Origin of the sequence: Paenibacillus sp. Y412MC10 (genome assembly GCF_000024685.1) — a bacterium.
In the GTDB taxonomy this organism is placed as follows: domain Bacteria; phylum Bacillota; class Bacilli; order Paenibacillales; family Paenibacillaceae; genus Paenibacillus_AQ; species Paenibacillus_AQ lautus_A.
This window is the reverse complement of record NC_013406.1, coordinates 4,843,455-4,870,032: the sequence shown is the minus strand read 5'-3', so window position 1 is coordinate 4,870,032 and position 26,578 is coordinate 4,843,455. Positions and strand designations below refer to the sequence as shown.

Below are 26,578 nucleotides of genomic sequence, written 5' to 3'. Positions count from 1 at the left end.
ATATATTCTCGTAAAGAGTAATCCCTGCGATTTTGACATAGACTACGGGATATTTGTCATGTAATCCCTTTGGGACTTTCCTTTATGACAGGAAAATGATATTATCTTGTTTTCACCAAATCGCACGGTTTCGAAACAAGGTCAAAGGAGAACAGAAAGTTGAGCGGAGAGAAGATATACCCTGCTTCAGGAAGACAACGCTGGATATTCCTCATATCGATGATCAGCTTCATCGGATTTGTCATTCTGGCGGCGCTGGTAAAGCGGGAAAGCCTGGCAGCGCTTGATTTGGCGATCATTACGACGGTACAAGCCCTTGAACATCCGCTGCTTACGGATATTGCCATCGGGCTGTCGTTCATAGGCTCCATCGGACCGGTGATCGTGTTAAGCCTGATCGTGATCGCCGTGCTATATTGGATTCTGGGCCACCGCAAGGAGATTCTTCTCCTTATTGTGGTCGTCTTCGGTTCATCTATTCTGAATTTATTATTAAAATGGGTGTTTCAACGTGCAAGGCCGGACATCAACCGCCTGATTGAAATTACGGGATACAGCTATCCCAGCGGCCATTCGATGGGGGCCTTCTCGTTCTACAGCGTGCTCGCTTACTTGTTGTGGAGACATATTGACAGCAGAGCGGGGAGAGGGACGTTGATTGCCGTTTCCATCGTGATGATTCTAAGCATCGGACTTAGTCGAATCTATCTCGGCGTCCATTACCCGAGCGATATCATTGGCGGATATCTGGCTTCTTGCGCTTGGCTTGGGTTCGTGATCCGATCTTACGAGAAAAGGATGGGGAAGCGGGCCAACCCGGATGATGTCAATGAAGAAACTGCATAACATTGGAAGCGTAAGGGTAATTCATGTAATAGCGGTTCAAACGGAGGAGTATGTATCATGGTGTGTAGGCTTAGACGTGAAATTGGGTTGCGTAAGGAGGGCTGTCCGTGGCGTTTGGAGCAAGAATGTTCAAAACCGGCCTAGCCGTGACGCTGGCTCTTTATTTAGCCATGCTGTTTGACTTTAAATCACCTGTCGTAGCCGCCATCGCCGCGATTTTCGCGATGCAGCCATCGATATACAGGTCGTGGAGATATTTTCTGGACCAGCTGCAGACCAGTACGCTCGGTGCGATTCTGGCCATGCTCGGAGGGTATTTTTTATCGAATCAACCGATTTCCGTCGGTTTGGTCTGTATTCTAGTGATCATGATTTGCATGAAGCTGAAAATGGGCGAGACCATCGGACTTACGCTTGTTACGGTTATATCCGTGATGGAAGCTTCCGGACAATGGGACTTTGCCCTCAATCGCTTTATTCTGACGATTATCGGCATCATATCTGCATTCCTCATCAATATTCTTGTGTTTCCACCGAAACCGAAGGAACAGTACATCACGCGGATTCATATTGTATTTGGCAAAATGTCGCTGCTGCTGCGCACGGCGATCTCCCATGAAATGAAGGATTCGGTCTACCGTGCGGAGAAGAAAGAACTGGAATCGGCCATCAAATCGTTGTCCGACAAATACAATTTGTTTGAGGAAGAGCAGAAGAAGCTGAAGCGGGCGAAATACAGTCAAGCAAGACAGCTCGTGGTGTATAAGCAGCTGCTCCAATCCCTTCGCAAGGGGTATGAAGTGCTGGATGCGGTGGAGAACCACTATTTCCAGGCGGATCGATCCGATGAAATCGACGAACAGTTTGATCACAATCTGGAGCGGTTAATGAAGTACCATGAGCATATTTTGTGGAAATTCGAAGATAAACTTAAGCCGAACGAGGATGAGGCCGAGACCATGGCGGAGAACAATGAAGCTTTCATGGAGCAGGTGATGTGCGGGCCCGGCTCAAATCCCGGCGGACTCCGGCTGGCGGTGGTGGCCGCCTCCATGTACGACTACGGCTATCAGCTTGACCGGTTGAATCGGGTGGCGGATCAAATCAGCCGAGTCGTGGATGATAAGGAGCAAGAGGATGCCATGTTCTCGTGGCTGCGAAAATAAGGGAGCTCGCCATGAGGATGCCGATCAAGATTTCACATTTGATCGGCTGTTTTTATACATCTCAGCAAGCAGCAAGTTTGGCATTTGAGGCTCGGGAATGGTATGGTATATGAACATAAAAAAAACCGCCCCGGCGGGTCGGTTACTGAAATTTCATGTTGAATTATGTACGGCAGCTTGCTATAATTAACAATGCTTTGTCATTAAATTATTGATATGTGGTTAGAATATCACAATTGTATTTTATCACGATTAACCAACGCTGTCAACCGGTAGATTAGGGGGATGAACAAATGGCTATCAGCGATCAAGATTGGAAAGAGGAACAGGCGCGGGTAACGGAAGTAACAGCAAAAATCGGAAATAAAATATCCCAGCTGGAAGCAAGCGTCGGCGATATCCGTGAAGTCGTCATTGACATGCGGAAGGACTTCTGGGACGAAGTTACGGTAAACTTCAGCAACCCGGACGATTTGGGCGAAACGTCCACCAACCTGAGACAGCAATCGCAGGTGCTCGCCGAACGCGAGCATGCTCATCTGCAGTCCAGCAAGCTGCTTAAAAAGTACAGGAAGCTGGTGGAATCCCCATACTTCGGACGCATTGACTTTCAGGAGGATGGAACTGCGGAGACGGAAACCATTTATTTGGGAACAGGTTCTTTTTTGGACGAAAAGATGGAGACGTTTCTGGTTTACGACTGGCGGGCACCGATCTCGAGCTTGTATTACGACGGTGCGCCGGGCCCTGCCCAATATGAGACGCCTTCGGGTACGGTCAAGGGCGAAATGCTGCTTAAGCGCCAATTCGTCATCCATAACGGCGAGATCAAGGTGCTGTTCGATACCGGCGTGACCATCGGAGATGAACTGCTGCAGCAGGTGCTTAGCCATAGTGCGGATGACCGCATGAAGAGTATCGTGGCTACGATTCAGAAGGAACAAAACGCGGTCATCCGAAATGACAAAACCCGCATGCTGATCGTGCAGGGGGCTGCCGGAAGCGGAAAGACCTCGGCGGCACTGCAAAGGGTCGCTTATCTGCTGTACAAGTACCGGGAGACGCTCCGGGCCGACCAGATGATCCTGTTCTCCCCGAATCCGCTGTTCAACAGCTATGTGTCCACGGTGCTTCCCGAGCTCGGCGAGGACAATATGCAGCAGACGACCTTCCAGTCCTATCTGGAGCACCGGCTCGGTAAGGAGTTCGATCTCGAAGACGTGTTCACGCAAACGGAAACCCTGTTGAATGCGGATGATTCGCCGCGTTACCGGGCACGCTTGGAGAGCATATCGTATAAATCCTCGGGGGCTTATCTGGACACCATCAGACGATACAAGGAGCTGCTGGAAAAGGGAGGCATGCTCTTTAAGCCGGTCGTATTCCAGGGGAAGGTGATTGTCAGCTCGGAGGAGATGGCGTCGCAGTTCTATGGCTATGATTCGGCGGTTAAGCTCGCTGGCCGCATTGATCTGATGAAGGAATGGATGCTTAAGCGCCTGTCGGAGTTTGCCCAGACCGAGAAAGATGCCCCGTGGGTAGAAGAGCAAATCCAGCTGCTGGATACGGAAGATTACCAACGGGCCTTTCAAACGATGAGACGCAAGCAAAACCGGAAGGCAGACACGTTTGACGATTTCGATAAGGAAAAAGACGTCCTTGCGAAAATGGTGGTCAGCAGCCGGCTCAAGCCGCTTCGGCGTTGGATCAAGCGGTTCCGGTATGTGGACGTCAAGGGCATGTACCGTAAATTGTACACGGACGAATCCTTATTCCGCCGGGCGGCGGGAAATTTGGAGACGCTCCCGGAACATTGGGATGAAATATGCAATCTTACCGTTGCGTCCCTGGACGACAAAGCATTGCTTTACGAAGACGCCACGCCGTTTCTCTATCTGAAGGAACTGCTGCAAGGGTTCCGTACGAATACGTCGATACGCCATGTCATCGTCGATGAAGTTCAGGATTATTCCGCATTTCAGCTGGAGTTCCTGAAGCGTTTGTTCCCGCGGGCCAAAATGACGGTGCTGGGGGACCTCAACCAAGCCATTTATGCTCATGGAGAGGCACTCGGAAGCTTGGAGAATCTGGTGAGTCTGTATGGCAAAGAGGATACGGAGGTCATTAATCTGACCCAAAGCTACCGGTCGACGTATGAAATCGTAAACTTCACGCGACAAATGATACCTGGCGGGGAGCGGATCGTTCCTTTCAACCGGCAAGGGGAAGCTCCTCGAGTCGTTCGGGTGAACGATGAAGAAGAACTGCATGGCGCGATCGTATCCGATATTCGCGAGCTTCATGAGCAGGGATTCCAATACGTTGCGGTGATCTGCCGGACAGAAGAGGAGAGCAGGCGCGTACATCAGCAGCTGTCGGCGGATATCTCCGCCCGCTTAATCACCAAAACCACGCCGGCCTTCGAAAAGGGAACGCTGGTGGTTCCCGCCTACTTGGCCAAAGGCGTGGAGTTTGACGCGGTGATTATCTATAACGGCGCCGAGGACGTGTACCACCGGGAAACCGATCGTAAGCTGTTCTACACGGCATGTACGCGTGCCATGCATAAACTGCATGTCTATCATATCGGGGAGAAGAGTCACTTTATCTCCGGTCAAGCTTAAAGGAAAGAGGTCTGCCTGAGCCCGTCTCAGGCCGGCCTCTTTTTGCATGATGTCTATATGAAAATCAAACCCGTTTTCATAACGGAGGTAAAAAATGGAATGTATCATTATAAGAAATTTATGGCATTTGTTATACCATAAGGAGGGAGTTATCCAAAAATTATCAACATTTGACCGGTGATTAATAAAATTTTTTCAATTATTTTCGATTTAAGCGATTTCACGGTAGTCCTGCCTATTCACTCTTGACACAAATTTGACGAAAAAAGGAATGGGGGTATATTACTTATATCAAAGGTCGGGTGCTTGCGGATGAAGATAAAAACAAAATTAATTCTTTCGTCTACGATACTTGCGACGGTTACGGCGGTTATCGTAATCATTGCGTTTATCACATCGAATATGACGGAGAAGAGGTTTAGCAAGATTATTGAAGAGGACCAGAAGGTCATTTATAACCTGACGCAATTGGAGACCCTGTTGACTGGCGTTTCCAATGATGAGCGGGGCTACTTATTGACCGGGGATTCGACCTTTGCAGATTCATTGAAATCGAAACAGGAGTCCGTCGTCAAACTCATGGCCGAAACCAAAGGCTTAATGACGGCAGAAGAAGACCAGAAGGTATTTAACGAGATTGAAGCCGGTTATGTCGTATACTCCGAGGCCATAGCCGAGGTATTGAACAAATTGGGGTATGACACCGGTTTTTACAAGGCGGTCCCTTTCCGGGTGTACGAAGCTGCCTTTAACAAGGAGCGGGAAGTGCGCAAGTCATTTAGCGAGCTGATCGCAAAGTTTACGGTACATAAAAATGAAACCCTGGCGAAGCAGGCTGATCAGATTGCGGCCAGCAGCCGGTTTCAGAATTTGATCATCATGCTGATCGGAGCGGCCGCCGTCGTTTATTTTGCCATACAGGGCTATCTCCTGACCCGCTCGATCCGTCCGTTGAACCAGATGAGCAGTCAGCTTCTGAAGATTGCCGAAGGCGGGGGTGATCTGGTTACCCGATTACACATTACAACGAAAGATGAAATCAGGGATGTAGCCGATGCTTATAATAAATTGGTCGATGGCTTCAGGGAGCTGGTCGTCCAAGTGCAGGATACTGCAGGTAAAGTGGGTATCGCTGCTTCGACGCTGCATTCGACGACAGAGGAAATCCGTCAAGCCTCCCACCAAACGTCCGGGATTATGGAAGAGCTGGCTGCCGGGGTAGAGAACCAGCTGCAGGATACGGAGGAAACGACGGCGACCGTTACGGATATGGCGGAAGGCATGAAGCATATCGCGCTTGCAGCCCAAGACGTTTCCGGGCTGGCGGCAGCGGCGAACAAGCTTGCGGCTGAAGGGGAACAGGCACTTGTACATACGCTAACCCAGATGGAAGGCATCCGTACCAGCGTGGACCAATCTGCGCAATCCGTGCGTGCGCTCGGAGAGAAGGCCTCCAACATCGGGGCGATGGGACAGATCATCATCGAAATTGCGGAGCAGACCTCACTGCTTGCCTTGAATGCCTCCATTGAGGCCGCTCGGGCTGGCGAGCATGGCAGAGGTTTTGCGGTCGTCGCCGCAGAGGTCCGGAATTTGGCTGATCAGGCATCGAACTCCTCCGTCGAAATCAGACAGTTCGTTCACGAGCTGCAGCAAGACATCGTGAATCTGGCTGGCGTGATGGAACAGGGAACCCGGGAAGTAACCGAAGGCATGAACGTGGCGCAAGGAGCCGAGCGAGCCTTTAAGGAAATCGAGCAGTCGGTCGGCGAATTGAACGGGCAGATTCAAAGCGTCACCGCTGCAACCGAACAGATGAATTCGGGAGCTGGGGAGCTCGTTCACGCGATCCGTCGAATCCAGGAGGTTACGGAGACGACGGCAGGCGGTACGCAAAGCGTCAGTGCCGCAACGGAAGAGCAGCTGGCGTCCATGGAAGAAATCACAAATTCCGTTGAAGATCTTAACGTGATGTCTGGCAAGCTTCGTCAGTTGATGTCCGGATTTAAAGTATAATTAAGGAAAAATTGCATATGGGAAAAAACGGCCACCTTGCCGTCATGCATATTCTGGGCGAAAGAACCTACAATATGGATGACAGATAACGCAAAGGTGGTCTTCTCTCATGGAAAACAAGAAATGGGATCTGGTTGCCCTAGCATCCATACCACTCATCATGACGTTAGGCAATTCCATGCTGATTCCCATTTTGCCGCAAATTTCCAAAGTTTTGGGGATCAGCTCCTTCAAAGTGAGTATGCTGATAACGGTGTATGCTGTTGTAGCCATCTTGCTGATTCCGATCGCCGGGTACTTGTCGGATCGGTATGGAAGAAAGAAGATCATCATCCCGAGTTTGATTATTGCGGCGTTAGGCGGAGCCGTGTCCGCGGTAGCTGCCTGGCTGCTAAGCGGGACAGGGGCGTATTATGTCATATTAGCCGGCCGTTTTCTACAGGGAATCGGCGCAGCGGGGGCCTTCCCGATCGTCATCCCGCTTGTCGGCGACATGTTCAAAGAGGAAGAAGAGGTTAGCAAAAGCCTGGGAATCATTGAAACCTCCAACACGTTCGGTAAGGTTGTCAGTCCGATATTGGGTGCGCTGCTGGGAAGCTTCATCTGGTTCTTGCCCTTTATATCGATTCCGATTCTATGCCTGATTTCACTCGTGCTCGTCATTTTTCTGGTGAAGACGCCAAAGTCGAATAACAATGATAAACAATCCCTGCGTGAGTTTTTGAAAACGACCAAGGGGGTTTTGCATGAGAAGGGAAGATGGTTGTATGCGATATTCGCCATCGGCGGCATCGCAATGTTTGGTGTATTCGGCGTTCTTTTTTATTTGTCGGAGACGCTGGAAAGCACTTACAAATTACATGGCGTAGTAAAAGGATTGGTGCTTGCAATTCCGCTGGCTTTATTATGCCTATCTTCTTATTTAGCCGGTAAATTTACGGGCAAAAACAAAGCGGCAAAGAAGTGGACCGGTTTCGCCGGCATGGTTATTTTGACGGCTTCCCTGATCGTCACCGGCTTTAGCGAACAGATCTATTTTGTTGTCGGAATGATGACGCTTGGCGGTATCGGGATCGGCATGGTGCTGCCGTGCATGGATACGCTGCTGACGGAAGGCGTGGAGAAGGAGCAGCGCGGCACCATCACCTCGCTTTACAGCAGCATGCGTTTTATCGGGGTATCGCTGGGGCCGCCGGTCGTTTCTCTCCTGCTGGGCGCGAACCACTGGGTGATGTTTGGCACGCTGGCAGCCGTTGCGGCTGTAGGCGGCCTGCTCACGTTATTCGCGGTGAAACCGGAGGCAAAAGAAGACGATTCCGGAGGGAATTCATACCGGGTCGATTTCAAGAAACCGCAAGGATTGAAAAAGAAAGGTCTTGTCCATAAATAATGGACAAGACCTTTTCTCATATGCCGGGTCAGTTTGGCTGGGCGATCCCTTTCCTTGTGGCTAAGCATCATCCCTGCTTTCGTGCATTCCGGCTGACGAAGCTTTTTCGTTATCGCTTTGTTCGTTAACCTGCGACGGTAGCCTCGGTGTCCTCGACTGCCGTGGTGGATTTGGAACGCGACTTGCCGGCTGCCTGCATGATGATATAAATCAGGATCAACAGCACGAGCGAAATCGCCGAGTATCGGTACATGATGGCATAGGATGTGGATTTGGCGATGGCGCCGAGCGCGATCGAGCCGATGGCCACTCCGAAATCCAGGGAGTTGAAGAACATGCCGTTGGCCATGCCGCGCTGCAGCGGATGAACCTCCTGAATCATCCAGGTCTGGATGGACGGTTGCATCGCCCCAAAGCCTATGCCGTAGCACAGCGCCGATAACAGCATGGATCCCGTCGATGTGGCGAAGGTAAGCAGGAGCAAGCCGGATACCATCAGAATCGCAGCGGGTATAACAAGCGCCTTATGTCCATACCGGTCATAAATTCTGCCGGAGAACGGCCGTACGAGAATGATGGCAATGGCGTTGAACAAGAAAAAATACTGGGGATTCCGGAGGTGAGCCTCCGCTCCAAACAATGCCATGAAGCTCAGCAGTCCGCCGTACGTAATCGACATCAAAAAGTTGAGGATGCTGGGAAGGATCAGTTTTTTGTTGAAGGAGCCCTTCGGTTTATCCTCAACTCGGGGTTGAACCGCTGCAGGGCGCTCTGCGTTCCGTTTAGCCGCTCTTGATGTCAGGAGGTAGGCGAGAGGGAAGATCAGAAGGTTGATGATGACCGTGATGAACACGAGCGGAGTGAAACCGCCGCTTTGCAGCAGCGTCAAGCCGATCATGGGACCGATCGACATGGCAAGCGTAGTGGATAGCCCGAAATACCCCATGCCCTCGCCCAAGCGTTTGATTGGAATGACATCCGATGCCATGGTTGGAAACGAGGTGCTTGTCATGCCAAAGCCGATGCCGAACAATATGCGCATCAGCAGCAGGAAGGCTATGCCGCTCGCCCAGTAATAACCGAGCGTGGCTGCCAGGGAAATCAGCAGCCCGACGTACAGCAGCAGCCTCAGCTTTCCTTTTTCCAGCGCTTTGCTTGATACGAAGCGGGAAGCGATCGCACTAAAGGCGAACAGGCTGGTTATGAGGCTCACCTGCAAGGGGCTTGCCGTGAACGCCTCCTTGGCGTATGCGGGCAGCGTGGTCAGCATCATCTGCAGGGTCAGGAACAAAAAAAGGTTGCTGACCATCAACGTGATGAATTCTTTGGTCCATAGCGGTTGTTTCGTGTTGATATCATTCATGTGGAACATCTCTCCTGTTGTTGTGTAAGTTGTGTATGTTGGCATTGATGCGTGAGAGTGTGTCCCAGAACATCTCCAATTGCTTCTCGTCAATGCCCTCGATTAATTGGCTTCCGCATTGACTTTCGATGGCTGTAGTCGCTTCAATCAGTTCCTTGCCTGTATCTGTCAAAAAGAGCTGAAAAGCTCTCCGGTCGTTAACCGATACGGATTTGCGAGTGTATCCTTTTTTCTCGAGCAGGTCCAGAATACGGGTTGTCGTGGGCTGGTCTTTGTCCGCTTTGGCGGCAACTTCCTTCTGATTCAGCCCCTCGTGCTCGCCGATGTGGTACAGAACCAGCCATTGCTCGGGGGTGATGTCATAGGGCTTCAGGGCATTAGCAAACAATTGGGATGCGCGCCGATAGGTGTAACCCAGATGAAAACCGATGGAAGGGTTGCGTTTAGGTATTTTCAAGAAGAAGTCACACCTTTCATTTCAAGTTTTCAAAAATACTTGTCTAAACAATTATATGTCTAACATGCAAATCGGTCAAACCATTTGAAAAATTAATTAGGACATGACAGGGTTTCATCAACCGATGTGGAATATGAAAAATGGAATGATAACATAGCTCTAACATTTGCGAGCTATATTTATAGTACAAAACCAAAACTTAATCACTCAGGAGGAAGTACAAATGTCACAATTGATCAATTTCGCACACCGCGGGTCATCGGCCATATGCCCCGAGAATACGATGGCTGCCTTTGCCAAAGGCTTGGAGCAGGGAGCTACCGGGATCGAAACCGACGTCCAAATGACGAAGGACGGAAAGCTGGTATTGATCCATGACGAGAGTGTCGCCCGCACGACGGGGGCCGAGGGGCTTGTCAAGGATTATACATACGACGAGCTGGCCAAGCTGGACGCAGGCTCATGGTTTGGTGCCGATTTCCAAGGCGAACGGATTCCGCTGCTGGAAGAACTGCTGGAATTAACGCAAAACCGCGGCACGATTGTTAATATCGAGCTGAAGAACGGAACGATCCAATATCCTGAGCTGGAAAAGCGCGTGATTGAGGCTGTAAGGCATTACAATATGGCGGAGCAAATCGTCATTTCGAGCTTCAATCATTATTCCCTGGTGGAATGCAAACATATTGATCCGGAAATTCGCACCGGGCTGCTGTATGGCGAAGGGCTGTACCAGCCGTGGGAATACGCCAAATTGGCTAAAGCGGATGCCCTGCACGCATACCATCGGGCGGTTCTGCCGGAGTGGGTAACGGAAGCGAAGCAGCATGGCGTCGTCTATCATCCGTGGACCGTGAATGACGAGGGACGGATGAAAGAGTTGATGGATGCGGGCGTTGCGGGCATCATTACGGATTATCCGGATGTGCTGAACGGACTGCTGCAAACCAAGGGAGCGTGACTTTGTGAGGAAAACATGGCTGCTGGGATTCGGCTTTTTCAGCATTAGCATTACCTGGGCGCTGTACAATGCGTTTGTGCCCTACTTTCTGGAGGATTACATATCCAGTGTCGCATGGATCGGTTTTTTTATGACGATCGACAATTACTTTGCCTTGTTCTTGCAGCCATGGATTGGAAGCCGAAGCGACCGTACCCATACCCGGTACGGCAGAAGAATGCCTTACCTGCTTATCGGAATGCCGCTAGGCGCTTTGTTTACGGCCATGATTCCGTTTCATAACGGAATGGCGACGTTGTTGTTGTTCATGGTCCTCATGAACCTGGCCATGAGCCTGTATCGTTCGCCAACCGTTTCATTGATGCCGGATATAACGGAAGAGAAGCGACGCACCAGAGCCAACGGCATCATTAACTTTATGGGCGGCTTGGGGTCCATATTGGCATTTGGCGTGGGCTCGGTGCTGTACAGCGCCCATGCGTCGCTGCCTTTCATTGCAGCTGCCGGCGTAACGCTTGTCTCTTTGTTCATTCTGAAGACGTTCATCCAAGAGAAACGCGACGCTCCGGGCTATCAAGCCCAGACGGCCGCCAGAGCCAAAATTTCCTTTAAAAGCCAAATCAATCGAACGACGGTACTGCTGCTGGCGGCCATATTTTTCTGGTTCGTGGCGTACCAAGGGGTTGAGACGCTGTTTACGCTGTACGGGAAGAATGAGATGGGGCTGACGGAATCGCAGGCGTCCTTTTCCTTGACGTTTTTTTCGCTCGCCTTCGTTCTGTTTGCGATTCCCAGCGGATGGCTTGGCGGTAAATTCGGGAAGAAACGTCTGATCCTGATCGGCGTCAGCGGGCTGCTGATTGTCTTTGCGCTCGTCCCATGGGTAGAATCGCTGCTGCTGCTTCGCGTACTGCTGACCGTTGGCGGATTGTTTTGGGCTTGTATCAATATCAATTCTTACCCTTTCATCGTATCGACCGGAACGGAGGACAGCATCGGGACGCGGACAGGAATGTACTATTTGGTATCTTCGCTGGCGGCGATATCGTCGCCGCCTCTGCTGGGCAAGCTTATTGACGGTATGGGATATTCGATCCTGTTTTATTGCGCCGCCGGCAGCATGCTGCTTGCGCTGATCTGCATGCTGATGATTCGTCATCAGGAAACGGATCATTCCGCTAAAGCGCAGAACGCCTCCGCCAGCTTGTCCTAGCCGTTGTCATTTGGATAACCGGGAGTTTTAGCTCCTGCCCGGATGTGCGGAATAACATTGACGAGTGCCTGCCGGCACAGGTAGAATTTAATACCAGAGAGATGGTCTTAGATTATGTCGGCGAAGGGCAGGAGCTGATTCCAAGGTTGACAACGATTTACGATATTGCGAAGAAAACAGGCTATTCGCCTACGACAGTATCCAAAGTCTTCAACAATTATCCGGACGTCCGGGAAAAGACGAGGGTCAAAATCCTGGAAACCGCGAAGGAAATGGGGTATCTTCCAAACGCCAATGCCAGGTCACTTACGACCAAGCGATCCTGGACGATCGGCATTCTTTTTGTTGAAGCCACGGGAGCCGGAATTCGGCATCCCTATTTTGGAGCCGTCATCGAAAGCTTTAAGAAAATCTCCGTATCCAAAGGGTATGATCTGATGTTCATTTCCAAGGATGTCGGCGGCCGAAGAAGCAGTTATGTGGAGCATTGCAAAATCAGGGGCGTCGACGGTGTTGTGGTCATCCTGTCGAGCAACGATGATCCCGATTTCCAGGAGCTGCTGGATAGCGGCATTCCGTGCGTCATTCTGGATTCGTCACCGGAGCATGTGCATTCGGTTTACTCCGACAATATCGGAGGCAGCATGCTGGCAATCCGGTATTTGCACTCGCTTGGACATCGCAGCATTGCCCATATTTCGGGCGGATTGAATACGTTTGCAGGCGAGCAGCGCCAACATGGCTATGAAACAGCGCTGCGTGAGCTGGATCTGAACCTAAGGGAAGAGTACATAACCGGCAGCGATTTTTACTCCACCGAGAGCGGATACGAAGCCATGAAGAGGCTGCTTGCGCTCGCGGATCGGCCGACAGCCGTTTACGCCGCTGGGGATTTGCTCGCGCTTGGAGCGATTCGAGCCGTGCTGGACCATGGCCTGAGCGTGCCGGGAGACGTGTCGGTCATCGGCTTTGACGATATTGAAATGTCCCGCTACATTACCCCTGCATTAACGACGGTCCGCCAGGATACGGAGCAGCTTGGCAAGGTGGCCGCGGAGATCCTTCTTTCTTCAATCGAAGAGCGGGATACCGCCGTGAAGTCGGTTATGCTGCCAGTCGAATTAATGATCCGGGAGTCCTGCCGCCCGGTCACCTAAGGTGAACCTAAAGAGCAGGGTTCATTTTTAACCTATTTCGAAACCGGTTTCGAAATGGGCGGCTTCTTGATTTCAGCGAATGATGCACTCATTTAAGGAGGATTTGAACATGTCCAATTATCGTTTTGAGAAGGATGCCTTTGTTATCGAGCAGTATGATCTCGCCAAGCCGTTTTCCAGCTTCCTGCCGGGGATTGCCGGATTGAAGGGGATACCGATGTGGACCTTTTACGTCAATCGGGGCCAAGGGATAAGCAGTTTCGGCATACGCGACAAGAATTCGCCGATCATGGAATTCTCGCCGGCCAATATCTCGTATAAGAACGTATCCGCCACCGGCTTCCGCACGTTTATCAAGATGGCCGGGACGCCGGCCGTATATGAGCCGTTCCAATCCTTTCAGCCGGACACGAAGGCACGGAGAACGATGCTGATTCGTCAGAATGAGCTGGTCATCGAGGAGGAGCATGCAGATAAAGGGCTTCGAACATCGGTCTCGTATTTTCAGCTGCCCGGTGAAGATTTTGCCGCGCTCGTCCGCCAGGTCAGCGTGACGAATATCGGAGCCCGGACGGAATCGCTTGAACTGCTGGACGGTATGCCGGAGATTCTGCCTTACGGCGTCGAGAACAGCGGGTACAAGGAGGTCGGCAATCTGCTGCGAAGCTGGATGGAAGTGAAGAATCTGGACCGGGGCATACCGTTCTATAAGGTTCGCTCCAGTACGCATGATGAGGCGGAGGTTACCGAAGTTACGAACGGCCATTTCTATCTGTCGTTTGATCAGCACGGGAACTTGATCAAACCTATCGTAGATTTTGAGCTGATATTCGGCGGAAACACTTCATTGATCCACCCCGATCGATTTGCCGCGGGTTCGATCGAATCCTTGGCGCAAGCCACGCCGTATCCTGTGAACAAAGTGCCATGCGGCTTCAGCGGATTATCGGCGCGGCTTGAGCCTGGGGAGACGGCAACCGTGTATACGCTGGTTGGTCATGTGAACGATATCGGCAAAATCAACAAACGCTCGAAAGATTTGTGTTCGCCTGCCTATATCCTCGATAAGCGGGAGGAGGCATCGGCATTGACCCGGGAATTAACCGATGATGTGGCCACCAAAACGGGGTTGCCTGTATTTGATGAATACAGCCGGCAGTCCTATCTGGACAATTTCCTGCGGGGCGGTTATCCTTTCATATTCGATAACGGGAAGGAAGGAGCGGTTGTCCACCTCTATTCCCGCAAGCACGGGGATCCGGAGCGGGACTATAACTTTTTCTCGCTGGCCCCGGAATATTATTCACAAGGGAACGGCAATTTCCGGGATATGAATCAGAACCGCCGAAATGATGTGTTTTTCAATCCGAAGGTGGGCACGTTCAACATCCGGATGTTCTTCAGCCTCATTCAAGCGGACGGTTATAATCCTCTTAGCGTAGAAGGCACGAGGTTTCGAGTAGCACCAGGCATGGAGGGGAAATTGGAGGAGCTGCTGCACGCCTCCGCGGCTCGGGAGGATTATGATAAGCTCGCGAAGGCATGCGCCGGGGATTTCACCCCGGGCAAAATCATTAACGCGATATCGGATCAAGGCATTCGGCTGGCGATCAACGAGGAACGGTTCTTATCGGGATTGCTGACGATATCCGAACAGCATTTTGCGGCTTCGTTCGGCGAAGGCTTCTGGTCGGACCACTGGACCTATAACATGGATTTGGTTGATGGTTTCCTGGATATTTATCCCGACAAATATGAAGAGCTGCTGTTTGGCGAGAATGCCTATACATTCTTTGACAGCCCGGTATATGTGCTCCCGCGGAGCGAGAAGGTTGTGATCAGCCGGGGCAAGGTTCGCCAGTACGGCGCGCTGCTGGAGGACGAGGAGAAGCTGAATAAGCTCGGCAGAAAGCGGAACGCGGCGGAATGGCTGCGGGGGAATGGCGGACAAGGCGACATTTACCGTACGAATCTGTTTGTCAAAATGATCTCGTTATCCCTCAATAAAATGGCAACGCTCGATCCTTACGGGATGGGGGTTGAGATGGAGGCAAACAAGCCGGGCTGGAATGACGCGATGAACGGATTGCCGGGTCTGTTCGGCTCCGGGATGAGCGAAACGATGGAATTGAAGCGTATGGTGGCATTCATTGTGGAGGCTGCCGAGCGGTTCGGTCATCATACGGTGATGGTGCCGGAGGAAATCGCCTCTTATTTAGAGGGCGTATATGATGCCGTGCAGCAATATCAAACCGGCGTTTTGGACTCCTTCCGATATTGGGATCGGGTAGCTGGGCAGCGCGAGTCTTATCGGGCATCCGTCCGATACGGCATCAGCGGCCTGGAGGTCGAGATTCCGGTGAAGCGCGTAAAGAGGATATACGCGGCTTTCCTGGACAAGATTGAAGAAGGGATTCAGCGTGCCGAGCAGCTGGGAGGCGGAATCGTTCCAACGTACTTCCGCTTTGAAGCGGAGCGGTTCGAAGAAATCCGGGATGCGGAGGGCAGCCCGGTCATCACCCGCTATGGCTTGCCTGCCGCCAAAGTGTTGGAATTCAAAGCATATGCGCTTCCGCATTTTCTCGAAGCCCCGGCTCGGGGAATGAAGCTCGCCAATGAAGGTCAGGCGAGAGCGATGTATGATCGGATCAAGGCTTCCGATTTATATGATGCCGCGCTGGGGATGTATAAGACGTCCGTCAGCCTGGAAGGGGAAGGCGATGAAATCGGACGCATCCGCGCATTCACGGCCGGCTGGCTGGAGCGGGAATCCGTATTTTTGCATATGACCTATAAATACTTGCTTTCCTTATTAAAAGCGGGACTGTACGACGAGTTTTTCTCGGAAATCAAAACATCGCTTATCCCATTTCTGGACCCGGCCGTTTATGGACGCAGCACCCTGGAAAATTCATCGTTCATCGCCAGCAGCGTCAATCCGGATCCCCATGTGCATGGACGCGGTTTTGTGGCAAGGCTGAGCGGATCGACGGCCGAATTCTTAAGCATGTGGATTATGATGATGGCCGGAAAAAAAGTATTCCGTTATGAGGACAACGAGCTTCAGCTTCATCTGAACCCGGTGCTTCCGGCTTGGCTGTTTGACGAGCGGCAGGAGGTGTCGTTCACCTTCCTCGGTTCCGTCAAGGTAACGTATCGCAGCGAGCGCGCGGCAAATACGTTCGGACAGGACGGCGTTGCGATTCAGCGGTTCACCTTGACGACGGCGGGAGGAGACACGTTCGAGGTTGACGGCCCCCTACTTACGGGCAAGTGGGCCCATGAAGTCCGTAACGGAAACATCCGGTCCATTCTTGCAGTCATGGGGTAAGTTTTACGGAACCCGAATAGACCACCCGATTCTAGCCGGGTGGTCTATTCCTTGTTCTTTGGCGTTTTCGTTTATTCTTGGGGCGGCCTTTTGTTCTTGTTTGTCATGGCGGAGCCGAACGATATGCCGATGGCAACACCGATTGCTATGCCAATAGCAATATTATTCATTGCCACTCCAATCGCCACGCCCACGCCGATCCCCATGCATATGCCTAAGGCCATGTTGTTTTTTTTCTTTTCCATCGGGCAGTCACCTCCAGCTGAGAAGATGTTGATACTAGGATTCAAACCAGCGTTTCCTTCGTCCTCAAGCTGCCTTTGTTCTTATTATATAGGATATCGGACATGGATGCCGGATACCCAATTCTTCATCTTTTCTCCGCTTGCAAGTCCCCTGTTTGCAACCCATAATAGATATATCGATTCCACATACATAACGAATGTTCATCTTACCGTGCGAGGAGGGGGTTATCATGCAGTGGATCGCCATGCTGACGATGCTGATTGATCATATCGGGCTTGTGTTTTTTCCGCATCAGGAGATGTGGAGAATCATCGGCCGCATCGCATTTCCAATCTATGTTTACGCTCTCGTGCAGGGACACCGCTACACTTCATCGAGACCCAAGTATATCGCACGGCTGGCCGTTATTGCAGCGGTCTCCCAAATTCCGTACCAGCTTGCGCTGGATCCCGAAGGGCTGAACGTGGTCGTAACCTTGTTGGCCGGAGCCTTGGTTCTTTATGTGCTGGAACGATCGGATTCCCGGCTGCTATCATGGATGGTGGTTGTTGCAGCCTGTGCGTTGATGAGTGAGTTTCCGTTTGATTACGGAGCCTACGGCTTGCTGTTGATCTTGATTTTCCGATATGCTCAGGCCGGCTGGCTCGTTCCGCTTCATATGTTATTGAACCTGCTGTTCTGGTTCCTTAATGATTGGGAGCTGCAGATGTGGAGCGTGATCCCGACGGCCGTGATAGCTTATGGCCCTCATCTATGGAGAAAACTGGAGTCCGTCCGGGTGAGCCGCTGGGTATGGCGTTCATTTTATCCGCTGCATTTACTGGCTATTGCCGTATTGCGGGTGTTTATATAACAGAAGATTTTTAGGTTAATGCCTCATGGACTGATTATGTACAAGGAGAGACATTCATGCAGAATATCGCAATCGCTGCCTGCATCCTATTGTTCGCGGCAGCGGGTTACATCGCATTTATGAATTCCAAATTAATTGCGGATAAAAAGCGGGAAGCATACATTCCTCCGCCTGCTTCGGAATATACCGTTTATATGACGCCTCAATTCACCGAGGAGGACAAAAGGACGCTGAGTCCGATCGGCGTCATGGAATTTCGCGATCCGCAAGGCTTGATGAAGGTATATCTTTGCCGGGTTAAAAATGAATCCGAAGACTTGAAGCTGGAGCAAGCCGGCAACGTGTTTCTTCATCATCTGACCAAGGCCAGGGACACCGGCACGCTGATGTTTTATCGGACCGTGGAGGAAGCGCTGCAGGGGCCGGAGGAGAAGAGCTTAACCGACCGTCTGTCTGCAGCCGCGAAAAAAAAGGCGAGGACAGAATAGGCCGAACCGGGTCAATCCACCCTGTTGCGGGGTAATAGAGAAATAAAAGACCGAAAGGAGATTTTCCGAAATGAAAACATTTAAAATCGGAAGGACATCGGTCTCCGTCTTTATAGGCGATATTACGACATGGACGGGCGACATTATCGTCAATGCTGCAAATTCGGGACTGCTGGGCGGAAAAGGCGTGGATGGCGCGATTCATAGCGCCGGAGGGCCGGAGATCATGGAGCAGTGCATGGAAATTCGCAAGCAGCAAGGCGGCTGCCCGCCAGGCAACGCCGTGATTACAGGAGCAGGCCGACTGCCTGCCCAGCATATCATTCATACCGTCGGCCCGATCTGGGAGGGCGGCGGAAGGCGCGAGGAGCATACGCTGGCGGAATGCTACCGCAACAGTCTCCTGCTTGCAATCGAGGTCGGTGCCAAAAGCATCGCCTTTCCTAATATAAGCACGGGTATCTATGAGTATCCTAAAGCTCCGGCATGTGACGTGGCGTTAAAGGCGGTGACGAAGCTGCTTGAGGAAGATCTGCCGGATAACCGGCTGGAGCGGGTTGATTTCGTTTGCTTTTCTCCCGAGAATGAAGAACTCTATGTTCGTTGGCTGGAGCGGTTCACGCAGGAGAAGGAGGCGCAAGTATAAGAAAAACCTCTATCGACGTACATTCTTAGAAGACAGACCGCATTTTTAGGACGTTTTTCTTGCGATATCAGGAAGGTCCATGCTTCGATGTTTATACTTTCTGAGATCTTAAGAAAAACCTCTATCGACGTACATTCTTAGAAGACAGACCGCATGTATAGGACGTTTTTCTTGCGATATCAGGAAGGTCCATGCTTCGATGTTTATACTTTCTGAGATCTTAAGAAAAACCTCTATCGAGGTACATCCTCAGAAGACAGACCGCATGTATAGGACGTTTTTCTTGCGATATCAGGAAGGCCCATGCTTCGAAGTTCATACTTCTGAGATCTTAAGAAAAAACCTTGTGATAATAGAAGTGTTCAGCTCTGCTGTAATATGGTGTATTCTATAATCTTAATAAAAAGCAGGGGCGCAAATGTGCGCCCCTGCCGTTTATTCGCCGTTTATTACATATGATAGGAACCGCTTGGTTCAAACAGCACCCATTCCAGCATGGTAATCATGTCGTCAAGACGGGCATCCTGATTGAGAAGGGAAGCACGCTCAGGGCTGTTCTCTTCGAGAGCTGCCAGTCGGGTTTGCAGTTTTTTCTTTTGCATCGAAAGTTCATTGATTTTGGATTTGATCTGGTTCTCTGTTCGCATGGCATAATCCTTTCCTTTGGCATGAAAATGATCACTGTACCCCATATTATAACATTTGATTCAGCTTAAGACGAAGGAGCGGGTCCTATGACGAGTGAAATGAATATGAAGAAAATAGCGGCTGAGCATGCCGCCAAGTATGTTCAGGACGGGATGAAGATCGGTCTAGGCACAGGCTCCACCGCCTATTACGCCATTCTCAAAATCGGGGAGATGGTCAGGTCCGGACTCTCGATCCAAGCCGTGGCTACCTCTGACGCTTCGGAGAAGCTGGCGATGGAACAAGGAATACCCCTGACGCCCGTACACCAGATCGATCGCCTGGATTTGACGATCGACGGGGCTGACGAGCTGGATGATCAGCTGCGGTTAATCAAGGGAGGAGGCGGAGCCCTTCTTCGCGAGAAGATCACGGCTTATCACAGCGAACGGCTCGTGATTGTGGCGGATGAGGCAAAAGCGGTAGCTCAACTGGGCGCTTTTCCGCTGCCGGTTGAGATTGTCCCTTTTGCCTATGAGTGGACGATTCGGTCCCTGGCACAGCTTGGTTGTTCGGTCCAATTGCGCCGTCAGCCGGATGAAGGGTTGTATGTAACGGATAACGGGAATTATGTTGCTGATTGCCGGTTCCAGGAAATCTCGGGGCCGGAGGAATTGAGCTCCCGTTTAGGCACTGTACCCGGCGTGGTTGAACATGGTCTGTTCATCGGCATGGCCGACCAAGCGATTATCGGCTGCCGGGACGGTTCGGTACGGATATTGCATTCCGCGAGCATGCAGGCCAAGAATACATTTGACAGTTGATCCGGCGTTCATTAACCTTAAATACATGATATCTTTCGGAGGGTGAAGTATGTCGGATTTTCAAGAACACGAGGATTACCCGCTGCATTTGCTGGTAGTCCTGGCCAGAGCTTATAACGCAGTGATGACGCATTCGCATCGAAGCATCAACAGCCACGGTTTGAATTCCACCGAATTTGGGGTGTTGGATGTGCTGTACCACAAAGGTCCGCAGCCGCTGCAAAAAATAGGGGAGAAGGTGCTGATCTCCAGCGGTAACATTACATACGTGGTCGATAAGCTTCAGAAGAAAAACCTGCTTGTTCGCCGGGCTTCCGCTGAGGACCGCCGCGTGATCTATGCCGAGCTGACCGCAGAGGGGAAGGAATTCTTCGAGGCCATCTTCCCTCAGCATCAGGAATTGATGGTGAAGGTGCTTAGCGGATTGTCGGAAGAGGAAAGAGCGCAGGCGGCCATGCTGCTGCGCAAGCTGGGGATCAGCGCAGAGAAGATGCTGTAGTCCTACATGAGTTTAGATTGGAGATAGGTATGCTTAAAGATATAACGATGCAAGCGTCGCAGCCCGAAATCAAGGAACTGCTCAGTTACTCGGTTTTCCCGGATCCGGAGGCGGTGGACGAGGCAGCCGCATTTTATCAGGGCGGCGACAGCCGGTTGTTCGGCTACGAAGAGGACGGACTTCTTCTGGGAGTCATCGGTTTTGATGTGATGGAGGACGAGCTTATCATCCGGCATTTAGCGGTCCTGCCGGAGAATCGGGGGAAGGGATACGGACGCGGGTTGATTTTGGAGCTGCTCCTCGAGATGCAGCCTAAACCGGAACGAGTCATTGCGGAAACGGACGAAGAGGCCGTGAACTTCTACCGCAGTATCGGTTTCGAGGTTTACAGCCTGGGAGAGAAGTACCCGGGCGTCGAAAGATTCCGCTGCATTTATGAGGTGGAGGAATCCGAAGAATAGTCATTCCTATGGATGCATGTTGCGTCTCCGATAGGAATTAAAATTGCCATTCAAGTTCATATACCCGTTTCGCACAGGAGGCATTCCTCATATAATGTCGTAACGAGCGGGGCAGGGGGTGAACATGTTGGTGTACCATTATACCGCTGTCGGCGATTCCTTGACCTTTGGGTTTGGGGCGATGCCTGGCAGCGGTTTTGTTCCGTTATACCGTCGGATGGCGGAGGAGAAACTTCGCCAATTCGTGGCCCATGAGAATCTCGGGGTGAATGGATTAACCTCGGATGAATTATACGATCGGGTCGTTCAGTTTCCAACGTATCGCTATCATTTGCAGCAGGCCCAGATTATCACGATGTCGATCGGCGGCAATGACCTGATTCGTGCGGTGAAGTCCACGGGAGGCCGACCGAATCGGGAGGTGCTGGACACCGCCTTGTATCGATGCCAGCACCATGTGGCTAATATCGTCAAACATATCCGCAAAATAAAGTCACCGGCCAGCAAGCCTTATTTTATTCGCGCTATCGGTCTGTATAATCCATATCCGGCCTGGACGGAGGCAACGGAATACGTGATTCGGTTCAATCGGCATTTGATGGGGCTGAGCGACGGCTATTTTCGCGTTGCGGATATTTACGCACAATTTTCTGGCCGAGAGAAGGAACTGATGTCGGTGGACGGTTTACACCCGAATGGCCGAGGGTACCGGGTGATCGCGGAACAGTTAAACCGGCTTGGGTACAAGCCACTTGCATAGGAAACGGAAATTCTCATCAAAAAAAGGACGTCCCCGGGTCCCATGACCTTTAACGGACGTCCTTTTGGTTTAAGCCAATATTAACGCTTAGAATAAGTTCCTGAACCAACTTCGAACCGCCCATTTGCGTTCCTGCCGTTTTTTGTATTTGGGCAGCGAGCGGTACACGTCCATCGATTCCTGATAGGATTTCTTGGCATCCTGGGCTCTTCCCAGCGATTGATACATATACCCCAGCAAATAAAAGGCTTCGCTGGAGGAAGAATGGATGGCATGGAATTGCTCTAAATAGTGAAGCGCCTTCTCACGATCCGAATCCCGAAACGCCTCGGCAAGCCTAAGATAAGGCCGGCCATATTTGACCCTCGGATTTATCTGAAGGGCCCGGACGATATCCGCCTCTCCCTGAGCGATGCTGCCGGTATGCAGACGCGCGCTTCCGATATCGTCCCAGAATTCGGCGGAATCCTCTAAACTGGATTCCATGGTTTCAAGCAGCTTTAGGGCCTCTTCATACTTGCGGCGCTCCAGCAGCAATCGGGCAAGCTCGTGCCGGGATGATACGTCGCTGGGGCTGACCGCAATCTGTCTGCGCAGCTTGGAGATAGCCCTTGCGCGCTTGAACGGCTTCGTCACACTGGGAAATACCCCGACAAAACGGCGATCCAGCACGTACACGATAAGAAGCAGCACGAGAATCGCCGTTATCGGATTGCCGAAAATGTAAAACAAAAATCCGAAAATAATGAGTTTAAACAAACAAATCCCTCTATTTCCTTGTAATGTCGTAGCCCAAATTATACCATATCATGGATTTATTTAGGGGGAAATGCGGTCGGTTCTATAGACCTTAATAGGATGCGCATGTCGGAATAGGTCGCAGGTATTGAAAGTAGCCAGGTGATAACCGATATAGGTAGTAAAGAGGTGATAATCATGGCGAAAAAGGGACAGACATTCCATCATTACAGTTTCGAAACAAAGAAAAAGGCAGTCGCCATGCGGCTGGAAGGCATGACGAAGAAAGAAGTGGCATCCGCCTTACAAATATCAGACATCGGACGGCTGAAAGTGTGGATGCGCAAATATCGGGAGCTGGGAGAAGAAGGCTTGGTCGATCGCCGCAGACGAATCGTGCATCCAGACCATGACAACGAACGGAATGAGAAAGTACAGGTTCCGCAACTGCAGAAAATACAGTAATTATAGTGAGGCGTGGTTGAACGACGGTTCCACCACGCCTCTTTCATATGGGAATCATGGAAAATCGGCGTATAGAGACCCGCAGATGCGCGCATTTGGGCGGGTTCACTATTCTTATCGCGAACAGGCGGCAGCCCAGTTCATTTTAGCGGAAACGACATAACATGTGGTATGTTCAAAAAAGGAGGGATTGTTGTGAGCGGAGTAGGAGAAGGCTACGGCGGCGGCTATGGATATGGCTCTTCTGTAGGTGCTATTTTGGTATTGTTCATCTTGTTGGTGATCATTACTCGCGCATTTATCTAATCCATCTTTTGAGCGAACAAAACCAATGAATCAATAAGGGAATACCAGGCACCATGAGCAGTCACAAGGAAAGACCGTCCCAAAGAGGCATTGCTGCTTCTTAGGACGGTCTTTTTTATGAATAACGAGCTTTATTAACTTGTGTCCCCTTCATGCTACATCATAATCAATATGGCTTTCCCGTTTACGAAAGATACGATATTGAAATTGGAGTACCCCCAAGTTTCAATGGTTTTTCCGCCGCCGGAGGTAATGTCTTTGGCAGCCGGGTTCCCCCATGAAAGCTGTACCTGCTCTTTCGTCATGCCGAGGGAAACCTGCCCGGCTTTGATCTGCTTCCAGACGGAGGCGGACCATTTGTGTTTTTTATAGGGATCGTAAGTTAATAACGAGGAACGGTCCGCAAACAGCTGCGTCACTTCCGAAGACCGCATAGGATAACTTTTTACCGTTTTCCCCGATGCCGATTTGAAGATTACGTTGAATTCGCCCTTGTCGTCAGGCAAAATGTCGGTAACGGTCAATTTCGAGAAGCGTTCCAAATCTTCGAATTCGTTCACCCAATACGTTCGGCCGATATACTTAACCAAATTGCCCTGCATCGCTTTTTTGATCAATCCAGCCGTTTCGCTGGAGACGACGGTCATGGCCGCATCCGCGCCGAGGGAGATTTGAGCTTGCTTCCACTTGGCATCCCAGCTGGTTTTAGCTCCCAGAGCATCGGATAACACGGAGGCCGGAATGAGCAGCTCGCCCTTGTCGTTCACGGGTGCGGCTTTGAGTCGGATGGTGCTTTCATTCAGCTTGGCCTGGTTGCTGCCTGCTTTAAACGAAAGCAGGGTCTGGCCGAACTTCGCCTCCACGCTTCCGTTTTTAGCCGAGTAGGTGCCGCCCAGTGCCTGGATGACGGATTTAGCCGGTACCATGACATTGCCGTTGACCTGTTTTGCGTATTTCAAATTGTTGCGCAGGCTGGCCGATACCGTCACCGATTTGGACTGGCCGCCGGAGGTTACCGTAATCTGCGTTTTGCCCACGCCGGCAGATTTCAGCATCCCATTCTTCTGCATACTCAACAAATACGGCTTCTCGATATCGATGCCGGCGTCTTTAACCGGTACCTTGATTTTCGCCCCGTTCGTATAGGTTTCCTGGATGCTCACTTCCAGCGATTCTCCTACATAAGGCGTCGCATCGGATATGGCAACGGACAAGCTCTTGACTACCGGTACATCGATGTTCTTGTTCTGTCCCTCCTTATGATGTACCCAGCTCCCATCACTCCGCTGCGCATAAAAGCCTTCCGACAAATCCTTTGCATCCCCATAGATGGATGTTTTTACGATCCCGCTAAGTCCGGTAATCTGCTCTTTGAGTTTCCAGCGGTCTTTATACTCGCCGGTAGTCCATACGGTTCCGTCCTGGAGCGTCACCATGAGAAGATCCGTCGGCTCACTCGATGCATAGACGATATGAGCTGCGTTCTGGGCCACGGTAACCGGTATGATCTGCCCGTTATCGTCGAAGTTGGACGTCTCGTACACGACCACGTCGCCGTTGTCATGCAGCAGGGCAACGCGTCCGCTGTGTACCGTCATGGATTTGACGGCTGCCGGGTTTTCCACGATCCCGAGCTTTTTGAACTGCCCCTTTTTGTAGTTATCCTGGAGCAGCAGCTCTCCATTGGAGGATAATGCAGCGAATTCCTGATCCGCATTGGCGATCAGCGATATGCCGCTGAGGTTCTTCGCTTTTTCATCGCCGGCCCATACGGTACCGTCCGACTTCAGCCAGTAGGAACCGGCTATCTGCTTCACGCCGCTTGTTCCCGGAACGACCTGGGGCCCCTTGCCGATGTCCCACTCCACTAAGCGGCCCTCCTGCGTCATGCCGATGCCGCCGTATTCATATCCGCTGATGGCTGCGACGTTACCTGGTGTTCGAATGGCGTGGCGCCCGTCAATCAGGGACCACATGGAGCCGTCGCTCATCAGATAGGTGTTCCTTCCCGCAATGTCTTGGATCCGGAGCTCGGCCCCGTCGGCAGAAGCGATGTCTTGCGTCGTCCCCGCAAAACCAAGCCCTGCCAGCATGCTGAATAACACGAGAACATACAACGTTCTTTTCACTTACATGACCTCTCTTCACTGAACAAATAGGAATATTTTTCAAACAACCTCATTGTTTTCGACAAAATAGGCGTTATTCCTGCAAGATTTAGGGGAGCGTTGATTAAAAAGGAACAAAAAAACGCTCCCGGATGGGGGCGTTTTGCAGATGAAGCTTGCCATTATTCGATGAATTTGTCCCGGCCCGACATATAAGATAAGCCGGTTCCTTTCAAGAGCAATAAAACCGCGCATGCATCATTTTTTACGATTTCGATTTTTGGGAACTTTCTGAACGTAACGATTGAAATTATTATGAACAGAGCATACTTCATTCTCGCGAGTTCTATTTCCTTAGTTTCATTGCTAATGAAACCATTCATAATCGAATCCCTCCTCTTCATCATTGGAAGTTTCTTGTTAACGGAACAGAAGATATACAATACCGGCTGCTGCAAGAAATACAATTCCCGCGAGAAAAAACCAATTGGCCGCCTTTTTTCTGGATGCGCGGTCGTCCTTGGAATCGGCATAGAAGTTACCTCTCTGCTGGTACCCCGTTGTAAACGCTCCCGATAGGATTCCTGTCACCAAGAGACAAGCCATTCCTGCGTACACCAGCAGGTCCATCTTGAACTCCTCCCATCATGCTCTTATATAATATGAACGTTCGCAGAGAGGGATTGGTTATGCTTCATTACACCTATGGATTGCTGGACCAACAGACCGAGGGTCTGAAAAACATATAAAGCCGCTCAATCTAGAGCGGCTGAACATAAAAAAAAGAACAAAAGCCCCGTAACAACATGTTGACATTACAGGGCTTTTGTTCGGGAGCCACCGAAGTGACTCCCTCATGGGAGAGGAGAAACCGGACGAAGAGCTTATGGGGAAACGTAAGTCTTCTCCGCGGTTGTCTACGACATTCATTGATGTCGATATTTCAAGGATGCCCGGCTGGTGCAGAAATATACCTTGCTCTGAAAAAAAGTTGGGAGCTGTTACGTTTCATTTTTCATATATGGGATGATTG

The 26,578-nt window shown here is 51.0% G+C and carries 25 protein-coding genes; 18 read left to right on the top strand and 7 right to left on the bottom strand.

Annotation, left to right across the window (positions count from 1 at the left end):
- Positions 1-159: 159 nt before the first annotated feature.
- From GYMC10_RS21150 to GYMC10_RS21130, 5 genes are all read left to right on the top strand, one after another.
- The gene (locus GYMC10_RS21150) at positions 160-846 is read left to right on the top strand and encodes a phosphatase PAP2 family protein (protein WP_015736403.1); all 687 of its coding nucleotides are present in this window, start codon (positions 160-162) and stop codon (positions 844-846) included.
- 107 nt (positions 847-953) lie between these two features.
- Positions 954-2,012: an FUSC family protein gene (locus GYMC10_RS21145; protein ID WP_015736402.1), complete on the top strand. Its 1,059-nt coding sequence runs from the start codon at positions 954-956 to the stop codon at positions 2,010-2,012.
- A 293-nt stretch (positions 2,013-2,305) separates the two neighbouring features.
- Complete coding sequence (gene helD / locus GYMC10_RS21140) at positions 2,306-4,636, top strand: RNA polymerase recycling motor HelD (protein ID WP_015736401.1); 2,331 nt, start codon at positions 2,306-2,308, stop codon at positions 4,634-4,636.
- Between the two features lie 312 nt (positions 4,637-4,948).
- Complete coding sequence (locus tag GYMC10_RS21135) at positions 4,949-6,652, top strand: methyl-accepting chemotaxis protein (protein ID WP_036664013.1); 1,704 nt, start codon at positions 4,949-4,951, stop codon at positions 6,650-6,652.
- Positions 6,653-6,737: 85 nt separating this feature from the next.
- Positions 6,738-8,042: an MFS transporter gene (locus tag GYMC10_RS21130; protein WP_313958349.1), complete on the top strand. Its 1,305-nt coding sequence runs from the start codon at positions 6,738-6,740 to the stop codon at positions 8,040-8,042.
- Between the two features lie 124 nt (positions 8,043-8,166).
- Here GYMC10_RS21130 and GYMC10_RS21125 read toward each other — a convergent pair whose 3' ends face one another.
- Entirely contained in the window at positions 8,167-9,405 is a 1,239-nt protein-coding gene (locus GYMC10_RS21125; protein WP_015736398.1) for an MFS transporter, read from the bottom strand.
- Positions 9,398-9,862, bottom strand: coding sequence for a MarR family winged helix-turn-helix transcriptional regulator (locus tag GYMC10_RS21120; RefSeq protein ID WP_015736397.1), 465 nt, complete (start codon positions 9,860-9,862; stop codon positions 9,398-9,400). Before GYMC10_RS21120 ends, GYMC10_RS21125 begins: the two co-directional genes overlap by 8 nt.
- Positions 9,863-10,085: 223 nt before the next feature.
- Here GYMC10_RS21120 and GYMC10_RS21115 point away from each other — a divergent pair, with 223 nt between their 5' ends.
- The 4 genes from GYMC10_RS21115 (at position 10,086) to GYMC10_RS21100 (ending at position 16,524) form a co-directional block, all read left to right on the top strand.
- The gene (locus GYMC10_RS21115) at positions 10,086-10,823 is read left to right on the top strand and encodes a glycerophosphodiester phosphodiesterase (RefSeq protein WP_015736396.1); all 738 of its coding nucleotides are present in this window, start codon (positions 10,086-10,088) and stop codon (positions 10,821-10,823) included.
- 4 nt (positions 10,824-10,827) lie between these two features.
- Positions 10,828-12,036, top strand: coding sequence for an SLC45 family MFS transporter (locus GYMC10_RS21110; RefSeq protein ID WP_015736395.1), 1,209 nt, complete (start codon positions 10,828-10,830; stop codon positions 12,034-12,036).
- A 146-nt stretch (positions 12,037-12,182) separates the two neighbouring features.
- A complete protein-coding gene (locus GYMC10_RS21105) occupies positions 12,183-13,193 on the top strand; it encodes a LacI family DNA-binding transcriptional regulator (protein ID WP_015736394.1) in 1,011 nt (336 codons plus the stop codon).
- A gap of 109 nt (positions 13,194-13,302) precedes the next feature.
- Positions 13,303-16,524 carry a hypothetical protein gene (locus GYMC10_RS21100; RefSeq protein ID WP_015736393.1) on the top strand — a complete coding sequence of 1,074 codons (3,222 nt, stop codon included), beginning with the start codon at positions 13,303-13,305 and terminating at the stop codon, positions 16,522-16,524.
- 71 nt (positions 16,525-16,595) lie between these two features.
- Here the strand turns inward: GYMC10_RS21100 and GYMC10_RS32610 are convergent, their stop codons facing one another.
- Positions 16,596-16,769 carry a hypothetical protein gene (locus GYMC10_RS32610; protein ID WP_015736392.1) on the bottom strand — a complete coding sequence of 58 codons (174 nt, stop codon included), beginning with the start codon at positions 16,767-16,769 and terminating at the stop codon, positions 16,596-16,598.
- A 230-nt stretch (positions 16,770-16,999) separates the two neighbouring features.
- On the opposite strand from GYMC10_RS32610, the gene GYMC10_RS21095 reads away from it, so the two are divergent.
- The 3 genes from GYMC10_RS21095 (at position 17,000) to GYMC10_RS21085 (ending at position 18,757) form a co-directional block, all read left to right on the top strand.
- On the top strand, positions 17,000-17,623 hold the full coding sequence (locus GYMC10_RS21095) for a TraX family protein (RefSeq protein WP_015736391.1): 624 nt from the start codon (positions 17,000-17,002) through the stop codon (positions 17,621-17,623).
- Positions 17,624-17,679: 56 nt separating this feature from the next.
- On the top strand, positions 17,680-18,111 hold the full coding sequence (locus GYMC10_RS21090; RefSeq protein ID WP_015736390.1) for a hypothetical protein: 432 nt from the start codon (positions 17,680-17,682) through the stop codon (positions 18,109-18,111).
- Between the two features lie 70 nt (positions 18,112-18,181).
- Complete coding sequence (locus GYMC10_RS21085) at positions 18,182-18,757, top strand: macro domain-containing protein (protein ID WP_015736389.1); 576 nt, start codon at positions 18,182-18,184, stop codon at positions 18,755-18,757.
- A gap of 449 nt (positions 18,758-19,206) precedes the next feature.
- Here GYMC10_RS21085 and GYMC10_RS21080 read toward each other — a convergent pair whose 3' ends face one another.
- Complete coding sequence (locus GYMC10_RS21080; protein ID WP_015736388.1) at positions 19,207-19,404, bottom strand: hypothetical protein; 198 nt, start codon at positions 19,402-19,404, stop codon at positions 19,207-19,209.
- 87 nt (positions 19,405-19,491) lie between these two features.
- Here GYMC10_RS21080 and rpiA point away from each other — a divergent pair, with 87 nt between their 5' ends.
- The 4 genes from rpiA to GYMC10_RS21060 all read left to right on the top strand — a co-directional run bounded on the left by rpiA (position 19,492) and on the right by GYMC10_RS21060 (position 21,928).
- Entirely contained in the window at positions 19,492-20,208 is a 717-nt protein-coding gene (gene rpiA / locus GYMC10_RS21075; protein ID WP_015736387.1) for a ribose-5-phosphate isomerase RpiA, read from the top strand.
- A 49-nt stretch (positions 20,209-20,257) separates the two neighbouring features.
- Entirely contained in the window at positions 20,258-20,707 is a 450-nt protein-coding gene (locus GYMC10_RS21070) for a MarR family winged helix-turn-helix transcriptional regulator (protein ID WP_015736386.1), read from the top strand.
- Between the two features lie 29 nt (positions 20,708-20,736).
- The gene (locus GYMC10_RS21065; RefSeq protein ID WP_015736385.1) at positions 20,737-21,168 is read left to right on the top strand and encodes a GNAT family N-acetyltransferase; all 432 of its coding nucleotides are present in this window, start codon (positions 20,737-20,739) and stop codon (positions 21,166-21,168) included.
- A gap of 124 nt (positions 21,169-21,292) precedes the next feature.
- Complete coding sequence (locus GYMC10_RS21060; RefSeq protein ID WP_015736384.1) at positions 21,293-21,928, top strand: GDSL-type esterase/lipase family protein; 636 nt, start codon at positions 21,293-21,295, stop codon at positions 21,926-21,928.
- 87 nt (positions 21,929-22,015) lie between these two features.
- On the opposite strand, the gene GYMC10_RS21055 is transcribed toward GYMC10_RS21060, so the two are convergent.
- Positions 22,016-22,687 carry a tetratricopeptide repeat protein gene (locus GYMC10_RS21055; protein WP_015736383.1) on the bottom strand — a complete coding sequence of 224 codons (672 nt, stop codon included), beginning with the start codon at positions 22,685-22,687 and terminating at the stop codon, positions 22,016-22,018.
- A 177-nt stretch (positions 22,688-22,864) separates the two neighbouring features.
- Between GYMC10_RS21055 and GYMC10_RS21050 the strand changes: the two genes are divergently transcribed.
- Together GYMC10_RS21050 and GYMC10_RS31980 are read left to right on the top strand one after the other, a co-directional pair.
- A complete protein-coding gene (locus tag GYMC10_RS21050) occupies positions 22,865-23,131 on the top strand; it encodes a helix-turn-helix domain-containing protein (RefSeq protein WP_015736382.1) in 267 nt (88 codons plus the stop codon).
- A 195-nt stretch (positions 23,132-23,326) separates the two neighbouring features.
- Positions 23,327-23,437 (top strand): hypothetical protein, encoded by a 111-nt coding sequence (locus GYMC10_RS31980; protein WP_015736381.1) that lies wholly within the window; start codon positions 23,327-23,329, stop codon positions 23,435-23,437.
- 155 nt (positions 23,438-23,592) lie between these two features.
- Here GYMC10_RS31980 and GYMC10_RS21045 read toward each other — a convergent pair whose 3' ends face one another.
- Together GYMC10_RS21045 and GYMC10_RS21035 are read right to left on the bottom strand one after the other, a co-directional pair.
- Complete coding sequence (locus GYMC10_RS21045; protein ID WP_015736380.1) at positions 23,593-25,566, bottom strand: stalk domain-containing protein; 1,974 nt, start codon at positions 25,564-25,566, stop codon at positions 23,593-23,595.
- Between the two features lie 399 nt (positions 25,567-25,965).
- On the bottom strand, positions 25,966-26,175 hold the full coding sequence (locus GYMC10_RS21035; RefSeq protein ID WP_015736379.1) for a DUF5316 family protein: 210 nt from the start codon (positions 26,173-26,175) through the stop codon (positions 25,966-25,968).
- Positions 26,176-26,578: the final 403 nt, after the last annotated feature.

Coding starts and splice junctions, on each gene's coding strand:
- GYMC10_RS21050 (WP_015736382.1), top strand. CDS start 22,865: ATGGCGAAAAAGGGACAGACATTCCATCATTACAGTTTCGAAACAAAG.
- GYMC10_RS21065 (WP_015736385.1), top strand. CDS start 20,737: ATGCTTAAAGATATAACGATGCAAGCGTCGCAGCCCGAAATCAAGGAA.
- GYMC10_RS21070 (WP_015736386.1), top strand. CDS start 20,258: ATGTCGGATTTTCAAGAACACGAGGATTACCCGCTGCATTTGCTGGTA.
- GYMC10_RS21100 (WP_015736393.1), top strand. CDS start 13,303: ATGTCCAATTATCGTTTTGAGAAGGATGCCTTTGTTATCGAGCAGTAT.
- helD (WP_015736401.1), top strand. CDS start 2,306: ATGGCTATCAGCGATCAAGATTGGAAAGAGGAACAGGCGCGGGTAACG.
- GYMC10_RS21080 (WP_015736388.1), bottom strand. CDS start 19,404: ATGCGAACAGAGAACCAGATCAAATCCAAAATCAATGAACTTTCGATG.
- GYMC10_RS21090 (WP_015736390.1), top strand. CDS start 17,680: ATGCAGAATATCGCAATCGCTGCCTGCATCCTATTGTTCGCGGCAGCG.
- GYMC10_RS21035 (WP_015736379.1), bottom strand. CDS start 26,175: ATGGACCTGCTGGTGTACGCAGGAATGGCTTGTCTCTTGGTGACAGGA.
- GYMC10_RS21115 (WP_015736396.1), top strand. CDS start 10,086: ATGTCACAATTGATCAATTTCGCACACCGCGGGTCATCGGCCATATGC.
- GYMC10_RS21085 (WP_015736389.1), top strand. CDS start 18,182: ATGAAAACATTTAAAATCGGAAGGACATCGGTCTCCGTCTTTATAGGC.
- rpiA (WP_015736387.1), top strand. CDS start 19,492: ATGACGAGTGAAATGAATATGAAGAAAATAGCGGCTGAGCATGCCGCC.
- GYMC10_RS21095 (WP_015736391.1), top strand. CDS start 17,000: ATGCAGTGGATCGCCATGCTGACGATGCTGATTGATCATATCGGGCTT.
- GYMC10_RS32610 (WP_015736392.1), bottom strand. CDS start 16,769: ATGGAAAAGAAAAAAAACAACATGGCCTTAGGCATATGCATGGGGATC.
- GYMC10_RS21060 (WP_015736384.1), top strand. CDS start 21,293: ATGTTGGTGTACCATTATACCGCTGTCGGCGATTCCTTGACCTTTGGG.
- GYMC10_RS21135 (WP_036664013.1), top strand. CDS start 4,949: ATGAAGATAAAAACAAAATTAATTCTTTCGTCTACGATACTTGCGACG.
- GYMC10_RS21125 (WP_015736398.1), bottom strand. CDS start 9,405: ATGAATGATATCAACACGAAACAACCGCTATGGACCAAAGAATTCATC.